General features: G+C 74.0%; 19 protein-coding genes. 13 read left to right on the forward strand and 6 right to left on the reverse strand.

The genetic code is table 11. The annotated features are described in order from the left end of the window. The first annotated feature begins 332 nt into the window (after nt 1-332). The gene (locus O4J56_RS27690; protein WP_270689877.1) at nt 333-932 is read left to right on the forward strand and encodes a hypothetical protein; all 600 of its coding nucleotides are present in this window, start codon (nt 333-335) and stop codon (nt 930-932) included. 61 nt (nt 933-993) lie between these two features. On the opposite strand, the gene O4J56_RS27695 is transcribed toward O4J56_RS27690, so the two are convergent. Continuing rightward, a complete protein-coding gene (locus O4J56_RS27695; RefSeq protein ID WP_270689878.1) occupies nt 994-1203 on the reverse strand; it encodes a hypothetical protein in 210 nt (69 codons plus the stop codon). 196 nt (nt 1204-1399) lie between these two features. Here O4J56_RS27695 and map point away from each other — a divergent pair, with 196 nt between their 5' ends. From map to O4J56_RS27745, 10 genes are all read left to right on the forward strand, one after another. After that, complete coding sequence (gene map / locus O4J56_RS27700; RefSeq protein WP_270689879.1) at nt 1400-2251, forward strand: type I methionyl aminopeptidase; 852 nt, start codon at nt 1400-1402, stop codon at nt 2249-2251. A 244-nt stretch (nt 2252-2495) separates the two neighbouring features. Further along, on the forward strand, nt 2496-3332 hold the full coding sequence (locus O4J56_RS27705) for a M55 family metallopeptidase (protein ID WP_270689880.1): 837 nt from the start codon (nt 2496-2498) through the stop codon (nt 3330-3332). 41 nt (nt 3333-3373) lie between these two features. Further along, nucleotides 3374-4726: a M20/M25/M40 family metallo-hydrolase gene (locus O4J56_RS27710; RefSeq protein WP_270689881.1), complete on the forward strand. Its 1353-nt coding sequence runs from the start codon at nt 3374-3376 to the stop codon at nt 4724-4726. A gap of 27 nt (nt 4727-4753) precedes the next feature. Then, complete coding sequence (locus tag O4J56_RS27715) at nt 4754-6769, forward strand: prolyl oligopeptidase family serine peptidase (protein WP_270689882.1); 2016 nt, start codon at nt 4754-4756, stop codon at nt 6767-6769. After that, nucleotides 6766-7686 carry a S66 peptidase family protein gene (locus O4J56_RS27720; RefSeq protein WP_270689883.1) on the forward strand — a complete coding sequence of 307 codons (921 nt, stop codon included), beginning with the start codon at nt 6766-6768 and terminating at the stop codon, nt 7684-7686. Before O4J56_RS27715 ends, O4J56_RS27720 begins: the two co-directional genes overlap by 4 nt. Before the next feature lie 1242 nt (nt 7687-8928). Further along, a complete protein-coding gene (locus O4J56_RS27725; RefSeq protein ID WP_270689884.1) occupies nt 8929-9303 on the forward strand; it encodes a hypothetical protein in 375 nt (124 codons plus the stop codon). A gap of 52 nt (nt 9304-9355) precedes the next feature. Continuing rightward, on the forward strand, nt 9356-10042 hold the full coding sequence (npdG, locus tag O4J56_RS27730) for an NADPH-dependent F420 reductase (RefSeq protein ID WP_270689885.1): 687 nt from the start codon (nt 9356-9358) through the stop codon (nt 10040-10042). 60 nt (nt 10043-10102) lie between these two features. After that, nucleotides 10103-10360: a hypothetical protein gene (locus tag O4J56_RS27735; protein ID WP_152513394.1), complete on the forward strand. Its 258-nt coding sequence runs from the start codon at nt 10103-10105 to the stop codon at nt 10358-10360. 84 nt (nt 10361-10444) lie between these two features. Then, nucleotides 10445-11008: a YciI family protein gene (locus O4J56_RS27740; protein WP_270689886.1), complete on the forward strand. Its 564-nt coding sequence runs from the start codon at nt 10445-10447 to the stop codon at nt 11006-11008. Nucleotides 11009-11240: 232 nt separating this feature from the next. Beyond that, nucleotides 11241-11780 carry a hypothetical protein gene (locus O4J56_RS27745; RefSeq protein WP_270689888.1) on the forward strand — a complete coding sequence of 180 codons (540 nt, stop codon included), beginning with the start codon at nt 11241-11243 and terminating at the stop codon, nt 11778-11780. A gap of 141 nt (nt 11781-11921) precedes the next feature. On the opposite strand, the gene O4J56_RS27750 is transcribed toward O4J56_RS27745, so the two are convergent. From O4J56_RS27750 to O4J56_RS27765, 4 genes are all read right to left on the reverse strand, one after another. Then, on the reverse strand, nt 11922-12650 hold the full coding sequence (locus O4J56_RS27750; RefSeq protein ID WP_270689889.1) for a gamma-glutamyl-gamma-aminobutyrate hydrolase family protein: 729 nt from the start codon (nt 12648-12650) through the stop codon (nt 11922-11924). 8 nt (nt 12651-12658) lie between these two features. Then, on the reverse strand, nt 12659-13423 hold the full coding sequence (locus O4J56_RS27755) for a 3-oxoacyl-ACP reductase (RefSeq protein WP_270689891.1): 765 nt from the start codon (nt 13421-13423) through the stop codon (nt 12659-12661). 93 nt (nt 13424-13516) lie between these two features. Continuing rightward, complete coding sequence (locus tag O4J56_RS27760) at nt 13517-14935, reverse strand: aldehyde dehydrogenase family protein (RefSeq protein WP_270689892.1); 1419 nt, start codon at nt 14933-14935, stop codon at nt 13517-13519. A gap of 29 nt (nt 14936-14964) precedes the next feature. Continuing rightward, nucleotides 14965-16338, reverse strand: a complete 1374-nt coding sequence (locus tag O4J56_RS27765; protein ID WP_270689894.1) for a glutamine synthetase family protein — start codon at nt 16336-16338, stop codon at nt 14965-14967. Nucleotides 16339-16706: 368 nt separating this feature from the next. Here O4J56_RS27765 and eat point away from each other — a divergent pair, with 368 nt between their 5' ends. Further along, a complete protein-coding gene (gene eat / locus O4J56_RS27770; protein WP_270689895.1) occupies nt 16707-18170 on the forward strand; it encodes an ethanolamine permease in 1464 nt (487 codons plus the stop codon). 147 nt (nt 18171-18317) lie between these two features. On the opposite strand, the gene O4J56_RS27775 is transcribed toward eat, so the two are convergent. Beyond that, nucleotides 18318-18740, reverse strand: coding sequence for a DoxX family protein (locus O4J56_RS27775; RefSeq protein ID WP_270689897.1), 423 nt, complete (start codon nt 18738-18740; stop codon nt 18318-18320). Nucleotides 18741-18912: 172 nt separating this feature from the next. Here O4J56_RS27775 and O4J56_RS27780 point away from each other — a divergent pair, with 172 nt between their 5' ends. Beyond that, a complete protein-coding gene (locus tag O4J56_RS27780) occupies nt 18913-19656 on the forward strand; it encodes a FadR/GntR family transcriptional regulator (RefSeq protein WP_270689898.1) in 744 nt (247 codons plus the stop codon). The last annotated feature ends 194 nt before the right edge of the window (nt 19657-19850 follow it).

The raw sequence follows: 19850 nt of genomic DNA on the forward strand, positions 1-19850 counted from the left end.
TGGGGCGCGGTTGGGCGGAGCTCGCGGGGAGGTGGCGGCGGCGGCGCGTGCCGGAGCGCTGGCGGGGGCGGGGGGGGGGCGGGGTGTGGGGGCCACTCCGATCGGCCTTTCCGGATCGCGGGAAGAGCGGGCGTCCGATCATGCCGGACGCCCGTTACGGCGCGGAAGCCCCCCGGTGAACGCGCCCTTGTCGGAGGCCGCACCGCCGACCGCCGCCCCTACGTCGTTGATCTCGGGAAAAACGACGCTAAAACCGCGCTTGTAGCGTCGTTTTTCCCGAGATCAACGCGGGAACGGCGAACCGCTGCGCGCGGGCGCGGCCATGGTGCACCATGGGCTGCGTGGACGCCCGACACGTCGCGCTGCTGCGCGACCTCCTCGCCTCGACCCCGTGGGTGGAGCGCGCCGAGGACCTCGCGCGCGGACTGCGCCGCACCCGTACCCCCGGCGGCCTGATGCTGCTGGGCACGCCCGACGACGAGCCCTGGCACCTCGCCGCGCACCTCGACGACGAGGCGCGCTACGCCGACCTGCCGCAGCTCTCGCCGTCCCTCGTGCGCTGGGAGCCCCCGCCCGGGGCGCCCGCGCACCTGAGCATCGGCCTGGAGCGGCTGGAGGACGCCCGGCGCGGGAACACCCTGTTCGTCGTCAACGACGCCCCCGAGGCGCCGGTGCCGCTGCTGGAACGGGTGGACGACGCCCGCCGGTCCGGGGCCACCGTGCTCTCCCTCGACCAGGGCGACCCGGAGCTGGCCTCCATCGCGCACGAGGCGGTCAGCCTGCGGCCCTCGGGCGACCCGGTCACCTTCGAGGGCATGCAGCACCTGGTGTCCAGCGCCGCAGGGCACGTCGGGGACCGGCGCCGCGGCGGCCTGCGCGACCGGCTCTCGCGCTTCCTCGACATGGTCAGCGGGCCGCGCCCGGCGGACTGAGCCGGGTGGGCCCACCCCGCGCCGCCCGCCCCGGCCGCCGCGCCACCGCTCCTGCTCCCAGCTACCGCTCCTGCTCCCAGGGGTCGTCGGAGGCCTCCCAGGCCTCGTTGCGCTCGGCCACCGTGTGCAGCGCACCGGCCGCCGACGCCTCGTCGGGGTAGGGGCCGAGGCGGAACTTGTTCGGGCACCCCGCCCCCTTCTCCACCCGGTCGTGCTTCAGGCAGTACCACCAGCGCTGGTCCTCGGGCAGGTCCATCGGGTTGCCGGCCATCTCACTGCTCCCTCTGCCGTACGTCCCGTGCGCGCGCCCGCCCGCCCCGCGGGTCCCGGGTCGGCCCGGGCGGCCCCATCGGCCGGACAGGTCGCGCACTCGCCTCTTACCCCCGGTCCGTGCGGTGCCACACACCGGCGCCGGAGGCCGCCGCGCGCACCGCTCCGGGGGAGCGCCGCGGGTAGACTCCGACGACATGACCACACCGCTTGTTCCCGGGCGAATCTCGCCGCAGCGCTCCGTCCCCTCCAGCATCGAGCGGCCGGAGTACGTCGGGCAGAAACGTCCGGTCGAAGGGGTGCTGGGGGACGTGCAGACCCCCGAGACCATCGAGGCCATGCGCGAGGCCGGGCGGATCGCCGCCCAGGCCCTGCAGGAGGTCGGCAAGCACATCGTCCCGGGCGTCACCACCGACGAGCTCGACCGGATCGGCCACGAGTTCCTCCTCGACCACGGGGCCTACCCCAGCACGCTCGGCTACAAGGGCTACCCCAAGTCGCTGTGCTCGTCGCTGAACGAGGTCATCTGCCACGGCATCCCGGACGACACCGTGGTCAAGGACGGCGACATCGTCAACATCGACATCACCGCCTACTACAAGGGCGTGCACGGCGACACCAACGCCACCTTCATGGCGGGGGACGTCAGCCAGGAGCACCGGCTTCTGGTGGAGCGCACCGAGGAGGCCACCCGGCGCGCCATCAAGGCCTGCCGCCCGGGGCGGCAGATCAACGTCATCGGGCGCGTCATCGAGTCCTACGCCAAGCGGTTCGGCTACGGCGTGGTGCGCGACTTCACCGGGCACGGTGTGGGCCCGGAGTTCCACTCCGGGCTGATCATCCCGCACTACGACGACCCGCGCGCCGACACCGTCATGGTCCCCGGCATGACCTTCACCATCGAGCCGATGATCACGCTGGGCACCATCGAGTACGACCTGTGGGACGACGGGTGGACCGCGGTCACCGCCGACCGCAAGTGGACCGCCCAGTTCGAGCACACCCTGGTGATCACCGAGGACGGCGTCGAGATCCTCACGCAGCCCTGACCGGGGGGCCGCCCGGCCGCGGCGCCCGATACGAGCCCGCGCGGACAGGCGGGTGTGCTCGTCGTTGATCTCGGGGGAAACGACGCTTCCGGGCCGGTTTCAGGGGCGCTTTTCCCGAGATCAACGACGCAGGGGCGGCGCTCGGCGGCGGAGTCGGCGGTGACGGACCCCTGCGGTCCGCCCGCCCGGCCGGGGCCCGATAAGGCTTGGCTACCCCCGGTGCCCCCGGGATAGGGTCGCCCCCGTGAGGGTGCTGATCTCCGCCGACATGGAAGGCGCCACCGGCGTCACCTGGCCCGCCGACGTCGAACCGGGCACCGAGCAGTGGCAGCGCTGCCGGTCCATGTTCACCTCCGACGTGAACGCCGCCATCGCCGGGCTCCATGCCGGGGGCGCCACCGAGGTCCTGGTCAACGAGGCCCACTCCACCATGCGCAACCTGCTGCTGGAGCGCCTCGACGAACGCGCGTCGATGCTCACCGGGCGGCACAAGGACCTGTCCATGGTCGAAGGGGTGCAGCGCGGCGACGTCGACGGCGTCGTCTTCCTCGGCTACCACTGCGGCGCCGGGGAGGAGGGCGTGCTCGCCCACACCTACCTGCCCAACTCCGTCACCGGGGTGTGGCTCGACGGCGAGACCGCGAGCGAGGGGCGGCTCAACGCCGCCGTGTGCGCCGAGTTCGGCGCCCCCGTCGTGCTCGTCACCGGCGACGACAAGGCCTGTGAGGACGCCGCGCGGTACGCCCCCGCGGCCCGCACCGTCGCCGTCAAGGACCACGTCTCCCGGTACGCGGCCCTGTGCCGCCCGCCCGGCCGTACCCACGCCGCCATCGCCGAGGCCGCCCAGGACGCCATGGAGCTGGCCGGGCGCACCGAGCCCCTGCGCCGCGACGAGCCCTTCGGCGTCGAGGTGGAGGTCGACGCCGAGCACTTGGCCGGGGCCGCCGCCGTGGTCCCCGGGGTCGAACGCGTCGGCGCCCGGCGCGTCCGTTACACCTCGCCCACCGCCTATGACATGATCCGCTGCTTCAAGGCGGTCACCACCCTCATCTCCAACGCGGTCGAGGACCGCTACGGGTGACACGCCCCCGGCCGGAAGCGACGATCGAGAAAAGGGCGCCCGTGCGCGAGGAAGACTTCTCGACCGCCGACGAAGAAGTCGTGCGGTTCACCTCCGAACTCATCAGGATCGACACCACCAACCGGGGAGGAGGCGACGGCGACGAGCGGGAGGCCGCCGAGTACGTCGCCGCGCTGCTGGACGGGGCCGGCCTGGAGCCGCGGCTGCTGGAGTCGGCGCCGCGCCGCTCCAACGTGGTCGCGCGCATCCCCGGCACCGACCCCGCCGCCCCCGCGCTGCTCGTCCACGGCCACCTCGACGTGGTCCCCGCCGACCAGGCGGCGTGGCGCGTCCACCCCTTCTCGGGGGAGGTGCGCGACGGCATGGTGTGGGGGCGCGGCGCCATCGACATGAAGGACGCGGTCGCCATGGTGGCGGCCGTGGCCCGGCACTGGTCCCGCACCGGCCGCCGCCCCCGCCGCGACATCGTGCTCGCCTTCACCGCCGACGAGGAGGCCAGCGCCGCCTACGGCGCCGAGTGGCTGGTGCGTACGCACCCGGAGCTGTTCGAGGGGTGCACCGAGGCGATCGGCGAGTCCGGCGGCCACACCGAGCACGTGCGCACGCCGGACGGGCGGGCGGTGCGGCTGTACCCGGTGGCCGCCGGGGAGCGCGGCACCGCCTGGCTGCGGCTGCGCGCCACGGGCACGGCGGGGCACGGCTCGCGCCCCAACGACGACAACGCGGTGCAGGCGCTCGCCGCCGCCGTCGCCCGCATCGGCGACCACCGCTGGCCCTACCGGCTCACCCCGCTCACCCGGGCCGCGATCACCGAGATCGGGGCGGCCGTGGGCGTCAAGGCCGACCTGGACGCCCCCGGCTTCGACGCCGACCGGGACCTGCCCGCGCTGCTGGACCGCCTCGGCGATGCCGCACGCCTGGTGAACGGCACGGTGCGGGAGAGCGCCAACCCGACCATGCTGGAGGCCGGGTACAAGGTCAACGTCATCCCCGGCGACGCGGCGGCCGGGGTCGACGGGCGGGTGCTGCCCGGCGGGCGCGAGTCCTTCGAGGCCGCCCTCGACGAACTCACCGGCCCCCGGGTGGACTGGGAGTACGAGCACGGCTCGCCCGCCCTGGAGTCCCCCGTCGAGGCGCCGATCTTCGCCGCCATGCGCGCGGCGCTGCTGGCCCACGACCCCGAGGGCCACGTGGTGCCGGTGTGCACGGCCGGGGGGACCGACGCCAAGCAGTTCTCCGAGCTCGGCATCGCCGGGTACGGGTTCACCCCGCTGCTGATGCCGCCGGGCCTGGACCGGGACGCGATGTTCCACGGCGTCGACGAGCGCGTCCCGGTGGAGGCGCTCCGCTTCGGCGTGCGGGTCCTGGACCGCTTCCTGACGGCGGCCGAGTAGCGACGACCAGAAAGGCACAGGCGCCCCATGCCCCACCTCCCCTACGGTTCCTGGCCCTCGCCGATCGGCGCGGACTCCGTCGCACGGCACGACGGCGCCCCGGGCTGGCCCGCCGCGGTCGGAGAGGAGGTGTGGTGGACCGAGCCCCGGCCGGAGGAGGGCGGGCGCACGGCCCTGTGCCGCACCCGGCTGGACCGCCCCGAGGACGGGGTGGAGGAGGTGCTCGGCGCCCCGTGGAACGCCCGCACCCGGGTGCACGAGTACGGCGGGCGCCCCTACCTGCTGCTCGACCGCGCCGAGGCGGGCACGGCGGCGGTGTTCAGCGAGTACACCGACCAGCGGCTGTACCTGTTCTTCCCGGGGCAGGTGCAGCCGCCCTCGCCGCTCACCCCCGAGCCGGAGGTGCCCGGCGCGCTGCGCTACGCCGAGCCGGTCGAGGGGCCGCCGGGGCGGGACGAGGTGTGGTGCATCCGTGAGGAGCACACCGGGCCCGCCCCCACCGACGTCCGCCGGGCCCTGGTCGCCGTGCCCATGGACGGGTCGGCCGCCGAGGACCCGTCGGCGGTGCGGGTCGTCGCCGAGGGGCGCCGCTTCCTGGCGTGCCCCCGCATCTCGCCCGACGGGCGGCGCCTGTCCTGGATCGGGTGGGACCACCCGGACATGCCGTGGGACTCCACCTTCCTGACGGTCGCGGCGATCGGGCCGGACGGCACCGCCGAAGAGCAGCGCGACGTCGCCGGCGGGCCGGGCGAGTCGGTGGTGCAGGCCGAGTGGGGCGACGCCGCCACCCTGTACTGCGTCTCGGACGCCTCGGGCTGGTGGAACCCCTACCAGATCTCCATCGGCCCCGACGGAGGGGCGGCGCGCGCCCCGGTCGCCCTGGCACCTGATCAGGAGGAGTACGGCGGGCCGCTGTGGACGCTCGGGCAGCGGTGGATCCTGCCGATGAACAACGGCCTGCTCGCGGCCGTGCACGGCACCGGCTCCACACGGCTGTCGCTGCTGTGCCCGGACTCCGGGGCGCTCACCGACGTCGCCACCCCGCACACCGAGTGGTCGGCCCGGCTCGCCCCGGCCGGGGCCGCCGGGGGGACGATCATCGGCGTGGCCGCCTCGCCCGACCTGTCCGCCCAGGTGGTGGCGGTGGTCGCCGCCGACCGGTCGTGGCGCTCGCTGAGCCGCCGGGCGGGGGACGAGCCCGAGGTCCCGCAGGGGTACGCACCGCGGGCCGAGCGGCGGGTGTTCACCGGCCCGGGCGGGCGCGAGGTGCACGCGATCGTCCACCCGCCGCACAACCCCCGCGCCGAAGGGCCCGAGGGGGAGCCGCCGCCGTACGCGGTGTGGGCGCACGGTGGGCCCACCGGCCGCTCCACCACCACCCAGGACGCCGAGGTCGCCTACTTCACCTCGCGCGGCATCGGGGTGGTGCAGGTCGACTACGGCGGCTCCACCGGCTACGGGCGCGCCTACCGCGAGCGGCTTCGCGGGCAGTGGGGCGTGGTGGACGTGGAGGACTGCGCCGCCGTGGCCCGGGCGCTGGCCGCCGAAGGCACCGCGGATGCGGACCGGCTGGCGATCCGCGGGGGCAGCGCGGGCGGGTGGACCGCGGCGGCGGCGCTGGCCGCCGAGGACGTGTTCGCCTGCGGGGTCGTCCAGTACCCCATCGTGGACCTGGCGGGGTGGCGCACCGGGGAGACGCACGACTTCGAGTCGCAGTACCTGGAGAGCCTGGTGGGGCCCTGGCCGCAGGAGCGGGAGCGCTATGAGGAGCGGTCGCCGGTCAACCGGGCCGACGCCATCACCGCCCCGTTCGTGCTGATGCAGGGGGACGAGGACGAGATCTGCCCGCCGGTGCAGGCGCGGCGGCTGCTGGAGCGGGTGAAGGGGCGCGGCGTGCCGCACGCCTACCTGGAGTTCGCCGGGGAGCAGCACGGGTTCCGCAAGGCGGAGTCCATCCAGGCCGCCCTGGAGGCGGAGCTGTCGCTGTACGCGCAGGTGTTCGGGTTCGACACCGACGCCCCGGCGCTGGAGCTGCGGTCGTGAGCGCGCGGCGGCCCCCGCGGCTGCGCGCGGGGGACACGGTGGCGCTGGTGGCGCCGTGCAGCCCCGTCCCGGAGGAGGAGCTGGCGGCGGCGCTGCCGGTGATCGAGGCGTGGGGCGTGCGGCCGCAGGTGCGCCCGCACGCGCGCGACCGGCATCCGGTGCTCGGGTACCTGGCCGGAACCGACGCAGACCGGGCGGCGGACCTCCAGGAGGCGCTGCTGGCGCCGGACGTGGCCGCGGTGCTGTGCGTGCGCGGCGGCGACGGGGCGCACCGCACGCTCGACCTGCTGGACTACGAGGCCCTGCGCGGGGCGCCGCCCAAGGCGTTCGTGGGGTTCAGCGACGTGACAGCGCTGCACGCGGCGTTCGCCGAGGAGCTGGACATGGTGACCGTCCACGGGCCGGGGGCCGGGTACTTCGGCAACGACCCGGTGGCGGCGGAGGACCTGCGGGCGACCCTGTTCGAGCCGGAGTCGCGGGTGCGGATCGCCCCGCAGGGGGCGCGCCCCCTGGTCGGGGGGAAGGCGCGCGGGAGGCTGATGGGGGGCAACCTGAGCCTCCTGGCGGACAGCCTGGCCACGCCCCACTTCTGCGCCTCGGCCGAGGGCGGCCTGCTGCTGCTGGAGGACGTCAAGGAGGACGTGTCCCGGATGGACCGCATGGTCACCCAGCTGTTGCGGAGCGGGTGGATGAACGGGGTGGCGGGGATCCTGCTGGGGTCGTGGGGCAAGTGCACCCCGGACGAGGAGACGATCCGCGCGATGCTGCGGGAGCGGCTGGCGCCGCTGGGGGTTCCGGTGGTGGACGGTTTCGGGTTCGGCCACATCCCGGCCCAGACGACGGTCCCGCTGGGCATGACCGCCACCCTGGACGCCGACGCGGGAACCCTGACCCTGGACGAGCCCGCCCTCGTGTAGCGGCGGGGGCGTGGCCTCTACGGGGGCGGTTCGGGAGGCATCCCCACCGCCCGCCGCGTGGGTCATCGCGGCCGGGTGGGCCCACCCCGCCCCGGGGGCCGAGTCTCCTTCGCGTGCGGCCGCGGGGTTGGGCCCATTCAGCGCCCGGCCGTCTGCCGTCCGCTGGGCGCCGACGGCGATGGCCGGGCGACGATGAAGGCCGGCGCCTCTTGAGGCAGCGTTGTCGTCTGTCGGGGAGTGCGTGGTCACCGTGATGGGCGGCGACGGCACAGCAGGTCCCCCGCTTATGGGCCCCAGCCGGGCGGCAGGCTGCCGGAGTTTCGGGTACCTAGCAGCGACGACGAAGGCCGGCGGCCCTCGCGGCAGCGCTGTCGGGTGCGGCGCGTGTGCGCGGTCACCGTAGATGGCGGCGACGGCAGAAGCGGGCGGGTCCCCGGCCTTGCTTCCCGTCCGGCGGGCCCCTCGCGGTCCAGGCGGCGGCGCGGCGAGGAGGGCGGATGGTCGTCCGCGTTCGTGGCGTCGGCACCCCCGGTGCCCCCTCTGCGTTGATCTCGGGAAAATCGCCCCTACCGGGGCGGTTTTAGCGTCGTTTTCCCCGAGATCATCGCGGAAGGGCCGAGTGGGCGGGGCGTAATGGGCGTATCGGACGGTGGGTGGAGGGGGCGGGCATCCCGCGTCGTGAAATCGACGCTTTTTGGCTGATCAGGCGTCGGTTTTACGACGCAGGATGCCCCCGCACCCCCTCGGCGATGATCTCGACAAGAGTGCTGTCATTCCGGCGGTTCGGGCAGCACTCCTGTCGAGATCATCGCCGATCAGGGGCGTGCCGGGCCGACGGCCGCCACGAGCGTGGGCAACCGCCCACCCCACGGCGCCGTCTGCCCGCCCGGACCGTGAGGGGCCTGGCGGACGGCAGGCGGGGCCGGGGAACCGCCCGGCTGTCTCCGTCGCCGCCAAATCCGGTGACCACGTACACGCCGGGCGGCCGACGACGCTGCAGCCAGGGGCGCCGCCCTGCGTCGTCGTCGCCCATCGCGGGGACCACCGGCGAACGGCCCCGCTGCGCCCGATGTCCGGCGTCCCCATTGCGGGGGCCACCCCTACCCCCATCGGTCGGTGCCAGGGCTCCGGCCTCCGACTTTGGTATTGACCTGATTCCGAACCTGCGGCCGATGTCCTCTCACCTTCGCGCGCGCATACTCGAAGTGCGTGATCGGGCCGCGACGGGGAGGGAGCTCGATGATGACCGCGATTCACATGTACAGGGCGCCGGTGGGCGCCGTTCGGGCGGTCGGCGGGGGAGCCCGCCGGGGCGCCAGGGCGCGCTCGGTCCTGGCAGGGCTCTTCTGGTCCCTCGTCGACGCCGAACGGGTGCTCCCCGAGGCCGACCCCGCCGAGGTCCGGTGGCGCCTGATCGAGCTGGGGCTGCTCGACCCCTGCGCGCCGCCCGCCGCCCGCCCCGCCGCGCTCGCGCGGTTCCAGGAGGCCGTCGGGCTGACCGGTACCGGCCGCGCCGACGGGCGCACCGTCTCCGCCCTGGCGGCCGCCGCCGCGCACCGGAGGGAGATGCGCGAACTCGGCCTGGACGGGATCGAACCGCACGCCTTCGCCGCCTGAGGGCGTGTCCCCGCCCGGGGCGGACGTCCTCCGGGGTGCGATGATTCCTGCCATGGCTGATCAGACATCCCCACACGACATCCCCGACGTCTCGGGCCTGGTCGTCGCGGTTCTCGGCGGGACCGGCGACCAGGGCCGCGGGCTGGCCCGGCGGCTGGCCCTGGCCGGGACCGAGGTCGTCATCGGCTCGCGCAGCGCCGGACGGGCGCAGGGCGCCGCCGACGGCCTCGGCGCCGACCTGCCGGTGCGCGGCCTGGACAACGCTGCCGCCGCTGCCGCAGCCGACGTCGTCATCGTCGCGGTGCCCTGGGAGGGCCACCGCGAGCTGCTGGCCTCCCTGGAGGAGGAGCTGGCCGGCAAGATCGTCGTCGACTGCGTCAACCCCCTCGGCTTCGACAAGAAGGGCCCCTACGCCCTCCCGGTGCCCGAGGGCAGCGCCGCCCAGCAGGCGGAGGCGGTCCTGCCGCGCAGCCGGGTCACCGCCGCCTTCCACCACGTGTCCGCCGTGCTGCTGCTCGACCCCGAGGTCGAGGAGGTCGACCTGGACGTGCTGGTCCTCGGCGACGACCGGGACGCCACCGACACCGTGCGCGCGCTGGCCGGGCTCATCCCGGGCGTGCGCGGGATCTACGGCGGCCGGCTGCGCAACGCCCACCAGGTGGAGGCCTTCACCGCGAACCTGATCGCGATGAACCGCCGCTACAAGGCCCACGCCGGCCTGCGCATCACCGACGTGTGAGGGGCCGCCGGGCCGGACGAAGCGCTGCCGCATCCGGCCCGGCGGGGTAGAGTCCCGTCCATGGGGGCACCCGAAAGCCAAGGACGCTACGGAAAGAACCGGTACGTCCAATGCGACAAGTGCTGGACGGTCATCGACCGGGAGAAGTACACCTACCGGAGGTTCTGGATGGCTTGCCCCCGCTGCCGATCCATGATCGGCCTGCCCGACCGCGATCTCATCGGGAGTCGAGGCGACCGCATCGACCAGGAGAACTGCCGCCACTGCGGCACCATGAAGGAGATCGGCCAGACCTGCCCCGGCTGCGGTAAGAGATAGCCGCCGCCCCCGGGCGGCGCTCCCCACGCGCCGCCCCGTGCCCCGCCCGGCCCCGAGGGGCGGGCGGGTCGATAGGGTCCCTGCATGCCGTTCTACGTCCACGGCCATGACAGGCCCGATGCCCTCGACGGACTCCTGCGTCTGGCCGAGGACCACTGGTCCTACATGGACCGCTTCGCCGACCGCCTCCTCCTGCGCGGCCCCACCCTTTCCGACGACGGTGAGGAGCACACCGGCAGCGTGCACGTCGTCGACCTGGCCGACCGAGAGCAGGCGGAGCGCTTCGCCGCCGAGGAGCCGTACGGTCGCGCCGGTCTGTACACGCGGGTCACCGTGGACCCGGTGGAGGTCCTGATCGACCGGGGGCCCATCCGCGACCCGGAGGCCCCGCACTCGCTGGTGACCGGCGCGTGGTCGGCGGCGCCGTGGAGCGCTGCCGTAGGCCGCCTGCCGCTGGCCGACGACCGCGTCGCCTTCGCCGCCGCGCTCGTCGACGGGGACCCCGCGCACACCACGGGCATCATCGCCGCCGTCCGGGCGTACCCGGAGGAGGCCGTGGCCCTCGTCCGGCCGCTCGCCGACCATCTCGCGGGCGGCGGCGCCGACATCACGGCCCAGCGCTGGCGCCGGGGCGGCCGACCCTCGTAGGCGGCCGACGACCGCTCGACCAGGGCGGCGGCCTTGACCGTGCCCGCATCCGGTAGAGCGGTGGCCGGTCGCCGTGGGTTCTCCGTCGGATGCCCTCGGTGCAGCGGTCGTGGCCACCCCGAGCTGCGCATTTCCAGCGTGCTCGAAGTTCTTTGCCCTGGTGGGCGGCGCACCTCTAGCTTTGGGGCGCCTCAGTGAACCGATTCATTCGGTCGACGAAAGGGATCCCCTCATGCGCATCACGCGTATTTCCCGCTGGGCTCTGGCCATCGCCGCCCCGGCCATGGCCCTGAGCCTGATCTCCGCCCCCGCTGCCGCCGCCGAAGAGGCGCCGGAGGCCCAGATCGTGGACATCACCCCGATGGTGATGGCCGCACTCGACGAGGAGGGCGGCGCCACGGCGGACGCCGCGCCCGTCGCCGCTGCCGCCGACCTCTATGAGGCCAGCCCCAGGAATGCCTTCAACGTTTCAACGGCGGCGAAGTCGAGGCTCGACGGCTTCACCCTGCAGGTGCGCCGGGGGCTGGTCACCCGTAGTTCCTCGAACGACGTCGCCATCGCCTGGGCCCGGGTGACCAGCGGTGCCGACAGGGGCGACAGTCTCTCCATCATCGTCACCAATAGCCACGGCACCCGCGTCGCCAACGACGGGACCCGCGTCTCCGGGACGACCTACACCAACGGGTTCCAGATCAAGCGCGGGTTCAGGTACAAGGCCTGCATCAGTGACACCGCGGTGGGCTGCGACAACTCGGTCTCCAAGGTCATGTGAGCGCCGGGGGTCCGTCCCCCTCGGCACGCAGGAACCGCGGCCGGGGCGCCTCTGGGGAAGCGCCCCGGCCGCGGCATGTCCACGGCGGCGGATCGCGTGGCTCGCCGGAGCGGTCGAACCCAACTGCACCGGCAACGTTGCTCACCGCTCCGCCCGGGCGCTCCTCGCCTCCTCGACCAGCCACCGGAACAGGGACGGGTCGTCGCCCATCTCCGGGTGCCACTGCACGCCCAGCGCGCGCGGCTGGTCGGTGAACTCGACCGCCTCCACGATCCCGTCCTCCGCCCACGCCGTGGCCACCAGGCCCTCGCCCAGGGCGTCGAGGCCCTGGTGGTGGTAGGTCGGAACCTCCAGCTCCGTGCGGCCCAGGATCCCGGCCGTCCTGCTGTCCGGCGCCACCCGCACCGTGTGCGGGTCGAACACCGCCGTGCGCTTCCGGTGGCCGTTCCCGCCCACGACGTCGGGCAGGTGCTGGTGCAGGGTCCCGCCTCGGGCCACGTTCATCACCTGCAGCCCCCGGCACACGCCCAGCACCGGCAGTCCGCGCCCCAGCGCCTCCTCCAGCAGGGCGAACTCGGACGCGTCCCTCCCGGGATCCACCCCCGCCGTGGCGGCATCCGGCGCGGCCCCGTACCGGTCGGGAGAGATGTCCCCGCCCCCGGCCAGGATCAGCGCGTCCAGCCCTGCGGTGGCCTGCCCCTCCGCGGCGACCGGGGGCAGCAGCACCGGCATGCCCCCCGCGCGCGCCACGGACTCCACGTACTCCCACGGCAGGAGCGCCGCGCGCATGTCCCACGCCTCACCCCACCGGGCCCGCTCCGCATAGGCGGTGATCCCGATGATGGGCGCCGCGCCCGTCGCCTTGTTCACGGCGGCGCTCACAGCGGAGTCACGTACGCGCCGGAGATGCCCCCGTCCACCAGAAAGTTGCTGGCGGTGATGAACGAGGCGTCGTCGCTGGCCAGAAACGCCACCGCGGCCGCGATCTCCTCCGGCTCGGCGAACCGGCCGAAGGGCACGTGCACCAGACGCCGCTGCGCGCGCTCGGGATCCTTGGCGAACAGCTCCTTGAGCAGCGGCGTGTTCACCGGCCCAGGGGACAGGGCGTTGACCCGGATGCCCTCGCGCGCGAACTGCACCCCCAGCTCCCTGCTGAGCGCCAGCACCCCGCCCTTGCTCGCCGTGTAGGAGATCTGCGAGGTCGCCGCCCCCATCGTCGCCACGAACGAGGCCGTGTTCACGATCGACCCCCGCCCCTGCTCGCGCATGTACGGCAGGGCGTGCTTGCAGCACAGGTACACCGAGGTCAGGTTGACCTCCTGCACCTTGCGCCACGCCTCCAGCCCCGTCTCCAGGATGGAGTCGTCCTCCGGCGGGGAGATGCCCGCGTTGTTGAAGGCCACGTCGACCGACCCGTAGGCCTCCTTGGCCTCGGCGAAGGCCGCCGCCACCTGGTCCGCGTCGGTCACGTCGGCCGCCACGTACCGGCCGCCGGCCTCCTTGGCCGCCGCCTCGCCCGCGTCGCGGTCCAGGTCGACCACGACCACGTTCGCGCCCTCGTCGGCCAGCCGCAGCGCCGACGCCTTCCCGATCCCGCTGCCGCCGCCGGTGATCACGGCGGTGCGCCCCTCGAAACGCCGCATGTCGCTCCTCTCTCGTTGATCTCGGGGAAGTCGGGCTTAAGAGGGCCGTCTCAAGCCCGACTTCCCCGAGATCAACATGGGTAGTGCGGGTGCTCAGCCCGCCGTGTCGTCCGACAGGAAGACCGTCTTGGTGTCGGTGAACGCGTCCAGCGCGTCCGGGCCCAGCTCGCGCCCCAGCCCCGACTGCTTGAACCCCCCGAACGGGGTGCCGTACCGCACCGCCGAGTGCGAGTTCACCGACAGGTTGCCCGCGGTCACCCCGCGCGCGACCCGCAGCGCCCGCCCCACGTCGCGCGTCCACACCGACCCGGCCAGCCCGAAGTCGGTCGCGTCGGCGATGCGCACCGCCTCGGCCTCGTCCTCGAACGGCACCGCGCACACCACCGGCCCGAAGATCTCGTCGGTGAACGCCGGGTCGTCGTGGCTCCCCGGGGTGAGCACCGTCGGCGGGAACCAGAACCCCGCCCCCTCCGGCGCCGTCCCCCGGAACGCCACCGGGGCGCCCTCGGGCACGTAGGAGGCGACCTTGGCGCGGTGCGCCGCCGACACGAGCGGCCCCATCTCGGTGCCGTCCTCGCGCGGGTCGCCCACGGCCACGCCCTTGACCGCCGGCTCCAGCAGCTCCATGAACCGGTCGAACACCGAGCGCTGCACCAGCAGGCGCGAGCGCGCGCAGCAGTCCTGCCCGGCGTTGTCGAACACCCCGTAGGGCGCGGTCGCCGCGGCCTTCTCCAGGTCGGCGTCGGCGAAGACGATGTTGGCGCTCTTGCCGCCCAGCTCCAGTGTCACGCGCTTGAGGTCGTCGGCGGCCAGCGCCATGATGCGCTTGCCGACCCGTGTGGACCCGGTGAAGGCCACCTTGTCCACGCCCGGGTGCCGGACCAGGCGCTCACCCGCCTCGGGCCCGGTGCCCGGGAGCACCTGGAGCACCCCTTCGGGGATGCCGGCCTCCAGGGCCAGCTCGCCCAGCCGTAGAGCGGTGAGCGGGGTCAGCTCCGACGGCTTGACCACGACCGCGTTGCCCGCCGCCAGAGCGGGCGCCATGCCCCACGACATGATCGGCATGGGGAAGTTCCACGGCACGATCACCGCCGCCACCCCCAGGGGCTCGGCGAAGGTGACGCTCCAGCCCCCGGAGACCGGGATCTGCCGCCCCGCCGCGCGCTCCGGCGCGCCCGCGTAGTACAGCAGCACGTCGCGCACCATCGCGGCCTCGCCGCGCGCCTGGCCGATCGGGTGCCCGGCGTTGCGCACCTCCAGCCGGGCCAGCTCCTCGATGTGCGCGTCGACCTTCTCGGCGAAGGCGCGCAGCAGCCGCGCCCTGTCGCCGGGTGCCACCGCGCGCCAGGCGGGCCATGCCGCGCGGGCGCGCGCAACGGCGGCGTCGGCCTCCTCGGCCGAGGCGAGCGGGACGGTGCCGATCACCTCCTCCGTCGCCGGGTCGACGAGTTCCTGCACCCGCCTGTCCTCCTGCCCCCGCCCCTGGCGGGGCGGCGCGTCGGCCGCCTCCATAGGTCCCCCCTCTCGGTCGCGGCGCCCGCTCACAGGCGCTCGAACCCCCGGTACAGCTCCCAGTCGGTCACCGCGGCGTCGTAGGCCGCCAGTTCCACCCGGGCGTAGTTGGCGTAGTGCTCGACCACCTCGTCGCCGAAGGCGGCCCGCGCAAGGTCGCTCTTCTCCCACAGCTCCAGCGCCTCGCGCATGGTGGTCGGGACCGACGGGGCGTCGCCGGTGTAGGCGTTCCCGGCGCACGCCGGGCCCGGCTCCAGTTCGCGGTCGATCCCGTCCAGGCCCCCGGCGATCAGCGCCGCCACCGCCAGGTAGGGGTTGACGTCGCCGCCGGGCACCCGGTTCTCCACGCGCAGGCTCGGCCCGCCGCCGACCAGCCGCAGCGCGCACGTGCGGTTGTCGACGCCCCAGGCGACCGACGTCGGGGCGAAGCTGCCGGGCACGTAGCGCTTGTAGGAGTTGATGTTGGGCGCCAGCAGCAGGGTGAGCTCGCGCAGCGAGGCGAGCTGCCCGGCGAGGAAGTGCCGACCGGTGGCCGACAGCCCGTCGGGGGCGCCGTCCTCGGCGAGCACGGGGGAGCCGTCCTCACCGCGCAGCGAGATGTGCACATGGCAGGAGTTGCCCTCGCGCTCGTTGGGCTTGGCCATGAACGTGATGGACATGCCCTCCTGGTCGGCGATCTCCTTGGAGCCGTTCTTGTAGATCGCGTGCTGGTCGCAGGTGGTCACCGCCTCGTCGAAGCGGAAGGCGATCTCGTGCTGGCCCAGGTTGCACTCGCCCTTGGCGGACTCCACGTACATCCCGGCCCCGGCCATGCCGTTGCGGATGCGGCGCAGCAGCGGCTCCACCCGGGCACCGCCCAGCACCGAGTAGTCGACGTTGTAGCGGTTGGCCGGGGTCAGCTCCCGGTAGCCGCGCTGCCAGGCCTGCTCGTAGGAGTCGCGGTAGACGACGAACTCCAGCTCGGTGCCGACCATGGCGGTCCAGCCGCGCTCGGCCAGCCGGGCGGTCTGGGCCTTGAGGATCTGGCGGGGGGAGGGGGCGGCGTCGGCGCCGTCCAGCCGCAGCACGTCGGCGGTGACCATGGCCTGGCCGTCCTGCCAGGGGGTGCGGCGCAGGGTGGCGGTATCGGGCCGCAGCACGATGTCGCCGTAGCCGGTGTCCCAGGAGGACATGGCGTAGCCGTCGACGGTGTTCATCTCCACGTCGACGGCGAGCAGGTAGTCGCAGGCCTCGGTGCCGTGGGCGAGCACCTCTTCGAGGAAGAAGCGGCCGGAGACCCGCTTCCCCTGGAGCCGGCCTTGCATGTCGGTGAAGGCCACCAGCACCGTGTCGACGGCGCCGGATTCCACGTCGGCGCGGAGCCGGTCCACGGTCAGCGGGGGTCCGCCGCGGTTCGTACTCACCCTCGGCCTCCTTAAGGTTCAGGGCCAGACCTTTTACGGAGGAAAGCAGCGGCCCCACCCCCGTGTCAATCCCTCCCCGGGCGCGAAACCGCGCCGAAACGCCGGTGAAACGGCAGGTCCGCACCGAGGGGGAAGAGTGGCCGACCCCCCTTGACAGGCCGGTTCGGCGGCGCGCATCATCACCGACCACCGGCTAAAGGACCGGCTGCATACCTTTTTTCGTCCGCCGCCGCGCGCCGGGAGGCGCCGCGCGGCACATCCCCCGACCCCGTCAGCCCCCGTCCGGCGCCCGGTCCGCCGGACCCCGCGGCGGCCTCGTCCCGACCCGACCCGCCGACCCCTGCCAGCACGCCCCCGAGGGGAGCCCCGTGGCCAGAGAACACGGCACCAACGCCGACGGACACGTCCAAGGCGCCGACTACGTCCGAGCAGGCACCGACTACCTCCAGCGCCGCACCCTGCGCCGCGGCGCCGCCGGATGGCTGCTGCTCGCCGGCCTCGGCGTCTCCTACGTCATCTCCGGCGACTTCGCCGGGTGGAACTACGGCATCGCCGAAGGGGGATGGGGCGGCCTGCTCATCGCCACCGTCCTCATGGGCACCATGTACCTGTTCATGGTGCTGGGCCTGGCCGAGATGGCCTCCGCGCTGCCCGCGACCGGCGCGGGATACGGTTTCGCCCGCCGCGCGCTGGGCCCACTGGGCGGCTTCGCCACCGGAACGGCGATCCTCATCGAATACGCCATCGCCCCCGCCGCCATCGCCGTGTTCATCGGCGGCTACGTCGAGGCGCTCGGCCTGTTCGGCATCACCAACGCCTGGCCCGTCTACCTGGCGTGCTACGCCCTGTTCGTCGGCATCCACCTGTGGGGCGTCGGTGAGGCGCTGCGCGTCATGTTCGCCATCACTGCCGTGGCCGTCGTGGCGCTCGTCGTCTTCGCCGTCGGGATGGTCCCGAAGTTCGACCCCGGCAACCTGGTCGACATCGCCCCTACCGGCGCCGCGGGCGCCAGCGCCTTCCTGCCCTACGGGTACGCGGGAATCCTCGGGGCGTTCGTGTTCGGCATCTGGTTCTTCCTCGCCATCGAGGGCGTGCCCCTGGCGGCGGAGGAGGCGCGCGATCCCAAGCGCGACATGCCGCGCGGCATCATCGCGGGCATGGCGGTGCTGCTGGTGACCGGCTTCGCCATGCTCCTGCTGGCCCCCGGCGGCGCCGGGGCGAGCGCGCTGGCCGACTCCGACAACCCGCTCCCGCACGCCCTGCGGGAGGCCTACGGCGGGTCGACCCTGCTGGCCGACGTCGTCAACTACGTCGGCCTGGCGGGGCTGGTGGCCAGCTTCTTCTCCATCATCTACGCCTACTCGCGCCAGCTGTTCGCGCTCTCGCGCGCGGGCTACCTGCCCAAGTGGCTGTCGGTCACCGGGCGCCGCAAGACCCCCTACATGGCCCTCATCGTGCCCGGCACCATCGGGTTCCTGCTGGCGGCGGGGGTCGGCGACGGCGACCGGCTGATCAACATCGCGGTGTTCGGCGCGACCGCCTCCTACGCGCTGATGATGGTCTCCCACATCGTGCTGCGGCGGCGCGAGCCCGGCCTGGAGCGGCCCTACCGGACGCCCGGCGGCACGGTGACCACCGGCATCGCCCTGGTGCTGGCGCTGTGCGCGGTGGTGGCCACGTTCCTGGTGGACGTGGTGGGCGCGGCCGTGGCGGCGGTGATCTTCGCGGTGTTCCTGGCGTACTTCTGGTTCTACTCGCGGCACCGGCTGGTGGCCGACGCCCCCGAGGAGGAGTTCGCCCTGGTGGAGAAGGCCGAATCGGAGCTCAACTGACCGTCGGCCCCGAACCCGGCGGGGCGGCGACTCCGATGTGCCGGGCGCGGACAGGTGGTTCGAGCGACGAGCGAGGTGAAAGGGGCGCCTCAGGGGCGATCGAGTGGTGGAACCACCACCCCCGCCGACCCCGGGTCGCTCGCGGACTCAGCCCCGGCCGAGCAGGCCCCGCAGGTAGGAGGGCAGCGATGCCGTCTCCGCGCGGCGGATCCAGGCCAGGGCGCCCATCAGCACGATCAGCACCACCGGCAGCACCCACCCCGAGTCCTGCAGGATGACCAGGTGGGTGAGCGCGGCACCGACCACCACGAGGGTCAGCCCCGAGGCGGCGAGCCCGGCCAGGCGCGGGATCAGCACCCCGATGCCCCCGGCGAGCTCGGCCACGCCCACGAAGTAGCGCAGCCACTGTCCCGCGCCGATGTTCTCGAACGTCGTGATGAAGTCCGGCCAGCCCGCGACCTTGCCGAACCCCATCAGCAGGAACAGCCCCGCGCCGATGACCTGGAGCACCCAGGAGACGACGGTCAGGGCGGTCCCGCGCGCGGGAAGGGTGTCTTCGCTCCGGGCCATGACGACCTCGTTCCGGGAAGAGGTTTCGAATACCGGCATCCTCGCACACCGGACCGGGCCGGACCAGCGGCCCGCCGCCCCGGGACTACCCTGAGTGCTGCGGCCGTCGTCGGCGGCCGGGCCGGGGGCCACACGGCCCCGGCGGTTCGCGAGGAGGGCGGAAGGGGTGCACGTGTCCCAGCCGGAGGCCGGAGCCCTGGCCGAGAGCGCGGCCGAGGCGGTGTTCCGCCCTGTGCGCACCGGGAACGCCTTCGAGGAGACGGTGGAGCGGCTGCTGTCGGCCATCAAGCTCGGGGTGGTGGCCCGGGGCGGGCGCTTCCCGCCCGAGCGGGAGCTGGCGGCCCGGCTCGGGGTCAGCCGGATCACGCTGCGCGAGGCCATCCGCGCGCTGCAGGAGGCCGGGTACGCCGAGTCGCGGCGCGGGCGCGGCGGGGGCACCTTCGTCGCCGACGTGCCGCCGCGGCCCAGCCGGGCCGAGGCGCAGCGGATGCTCCAGCGCACCGGCGCCGACCTGGAGGACCTGTTCACCTTCCGGCGCGCGCTGGAGACCGGGGCGGCCGTGCGCCTGGCTGAGGAGGGGCTGAGCCCGGAGGGCGACCGGCTGCTGGCCGAGCGGCTGGAGGCGGTGGACGCGGCCCCGATCGAGGACTACCGGCGGTGCGACACCGTCTTCCACCACACCCTGGCCGAGCTGACCGGGTCGGCGTCGCTGACCGGGGCGCTGGCCGAGACGCGGATGCGCATCAACGACCTGTTGAACGCGATGCCGATCCTGGCGCGCAACCTGGAGCACAGCGGCGCCCAGCACCGCGCGATCGTGGACGCGGTGCGCGGCGGCCGCCCCGAGGACGCCCGCCGCGCGGTGGGGGAACACCTGGAGGGCACGGAGGCGCTGCTGCGCGCGTTCCTGGCGTGAGCGCACGCGCGGCACCGATGTGCGCCCGGCCTTCGTTGATCTCGGGGATACCGCCCCTGGAATCACGGTTTCGACGTCATTTCTCCCGAGATCAATAGGGAGCCCATGTTGATCTCGGGGAAGTCGGCCTTAAAACGGACGGCGGTGTCAACTGGTGAGTGCAACTACGGGCCGGGCGCCGGGTCCGGGGCCAC

The sequence above is a fragment of the Nocardiopsis endophytica genome (assembly GCF_027706725.1).
In the GTDB taxonomy this organism is placed as follows: domain Bacteria; phylum Actinomycetota; class Actinomycetes; order Streptosporangiales; family Streptosporangiaceae; genus Nocardiopsis_A; species Nocardiopsis_A endophytica.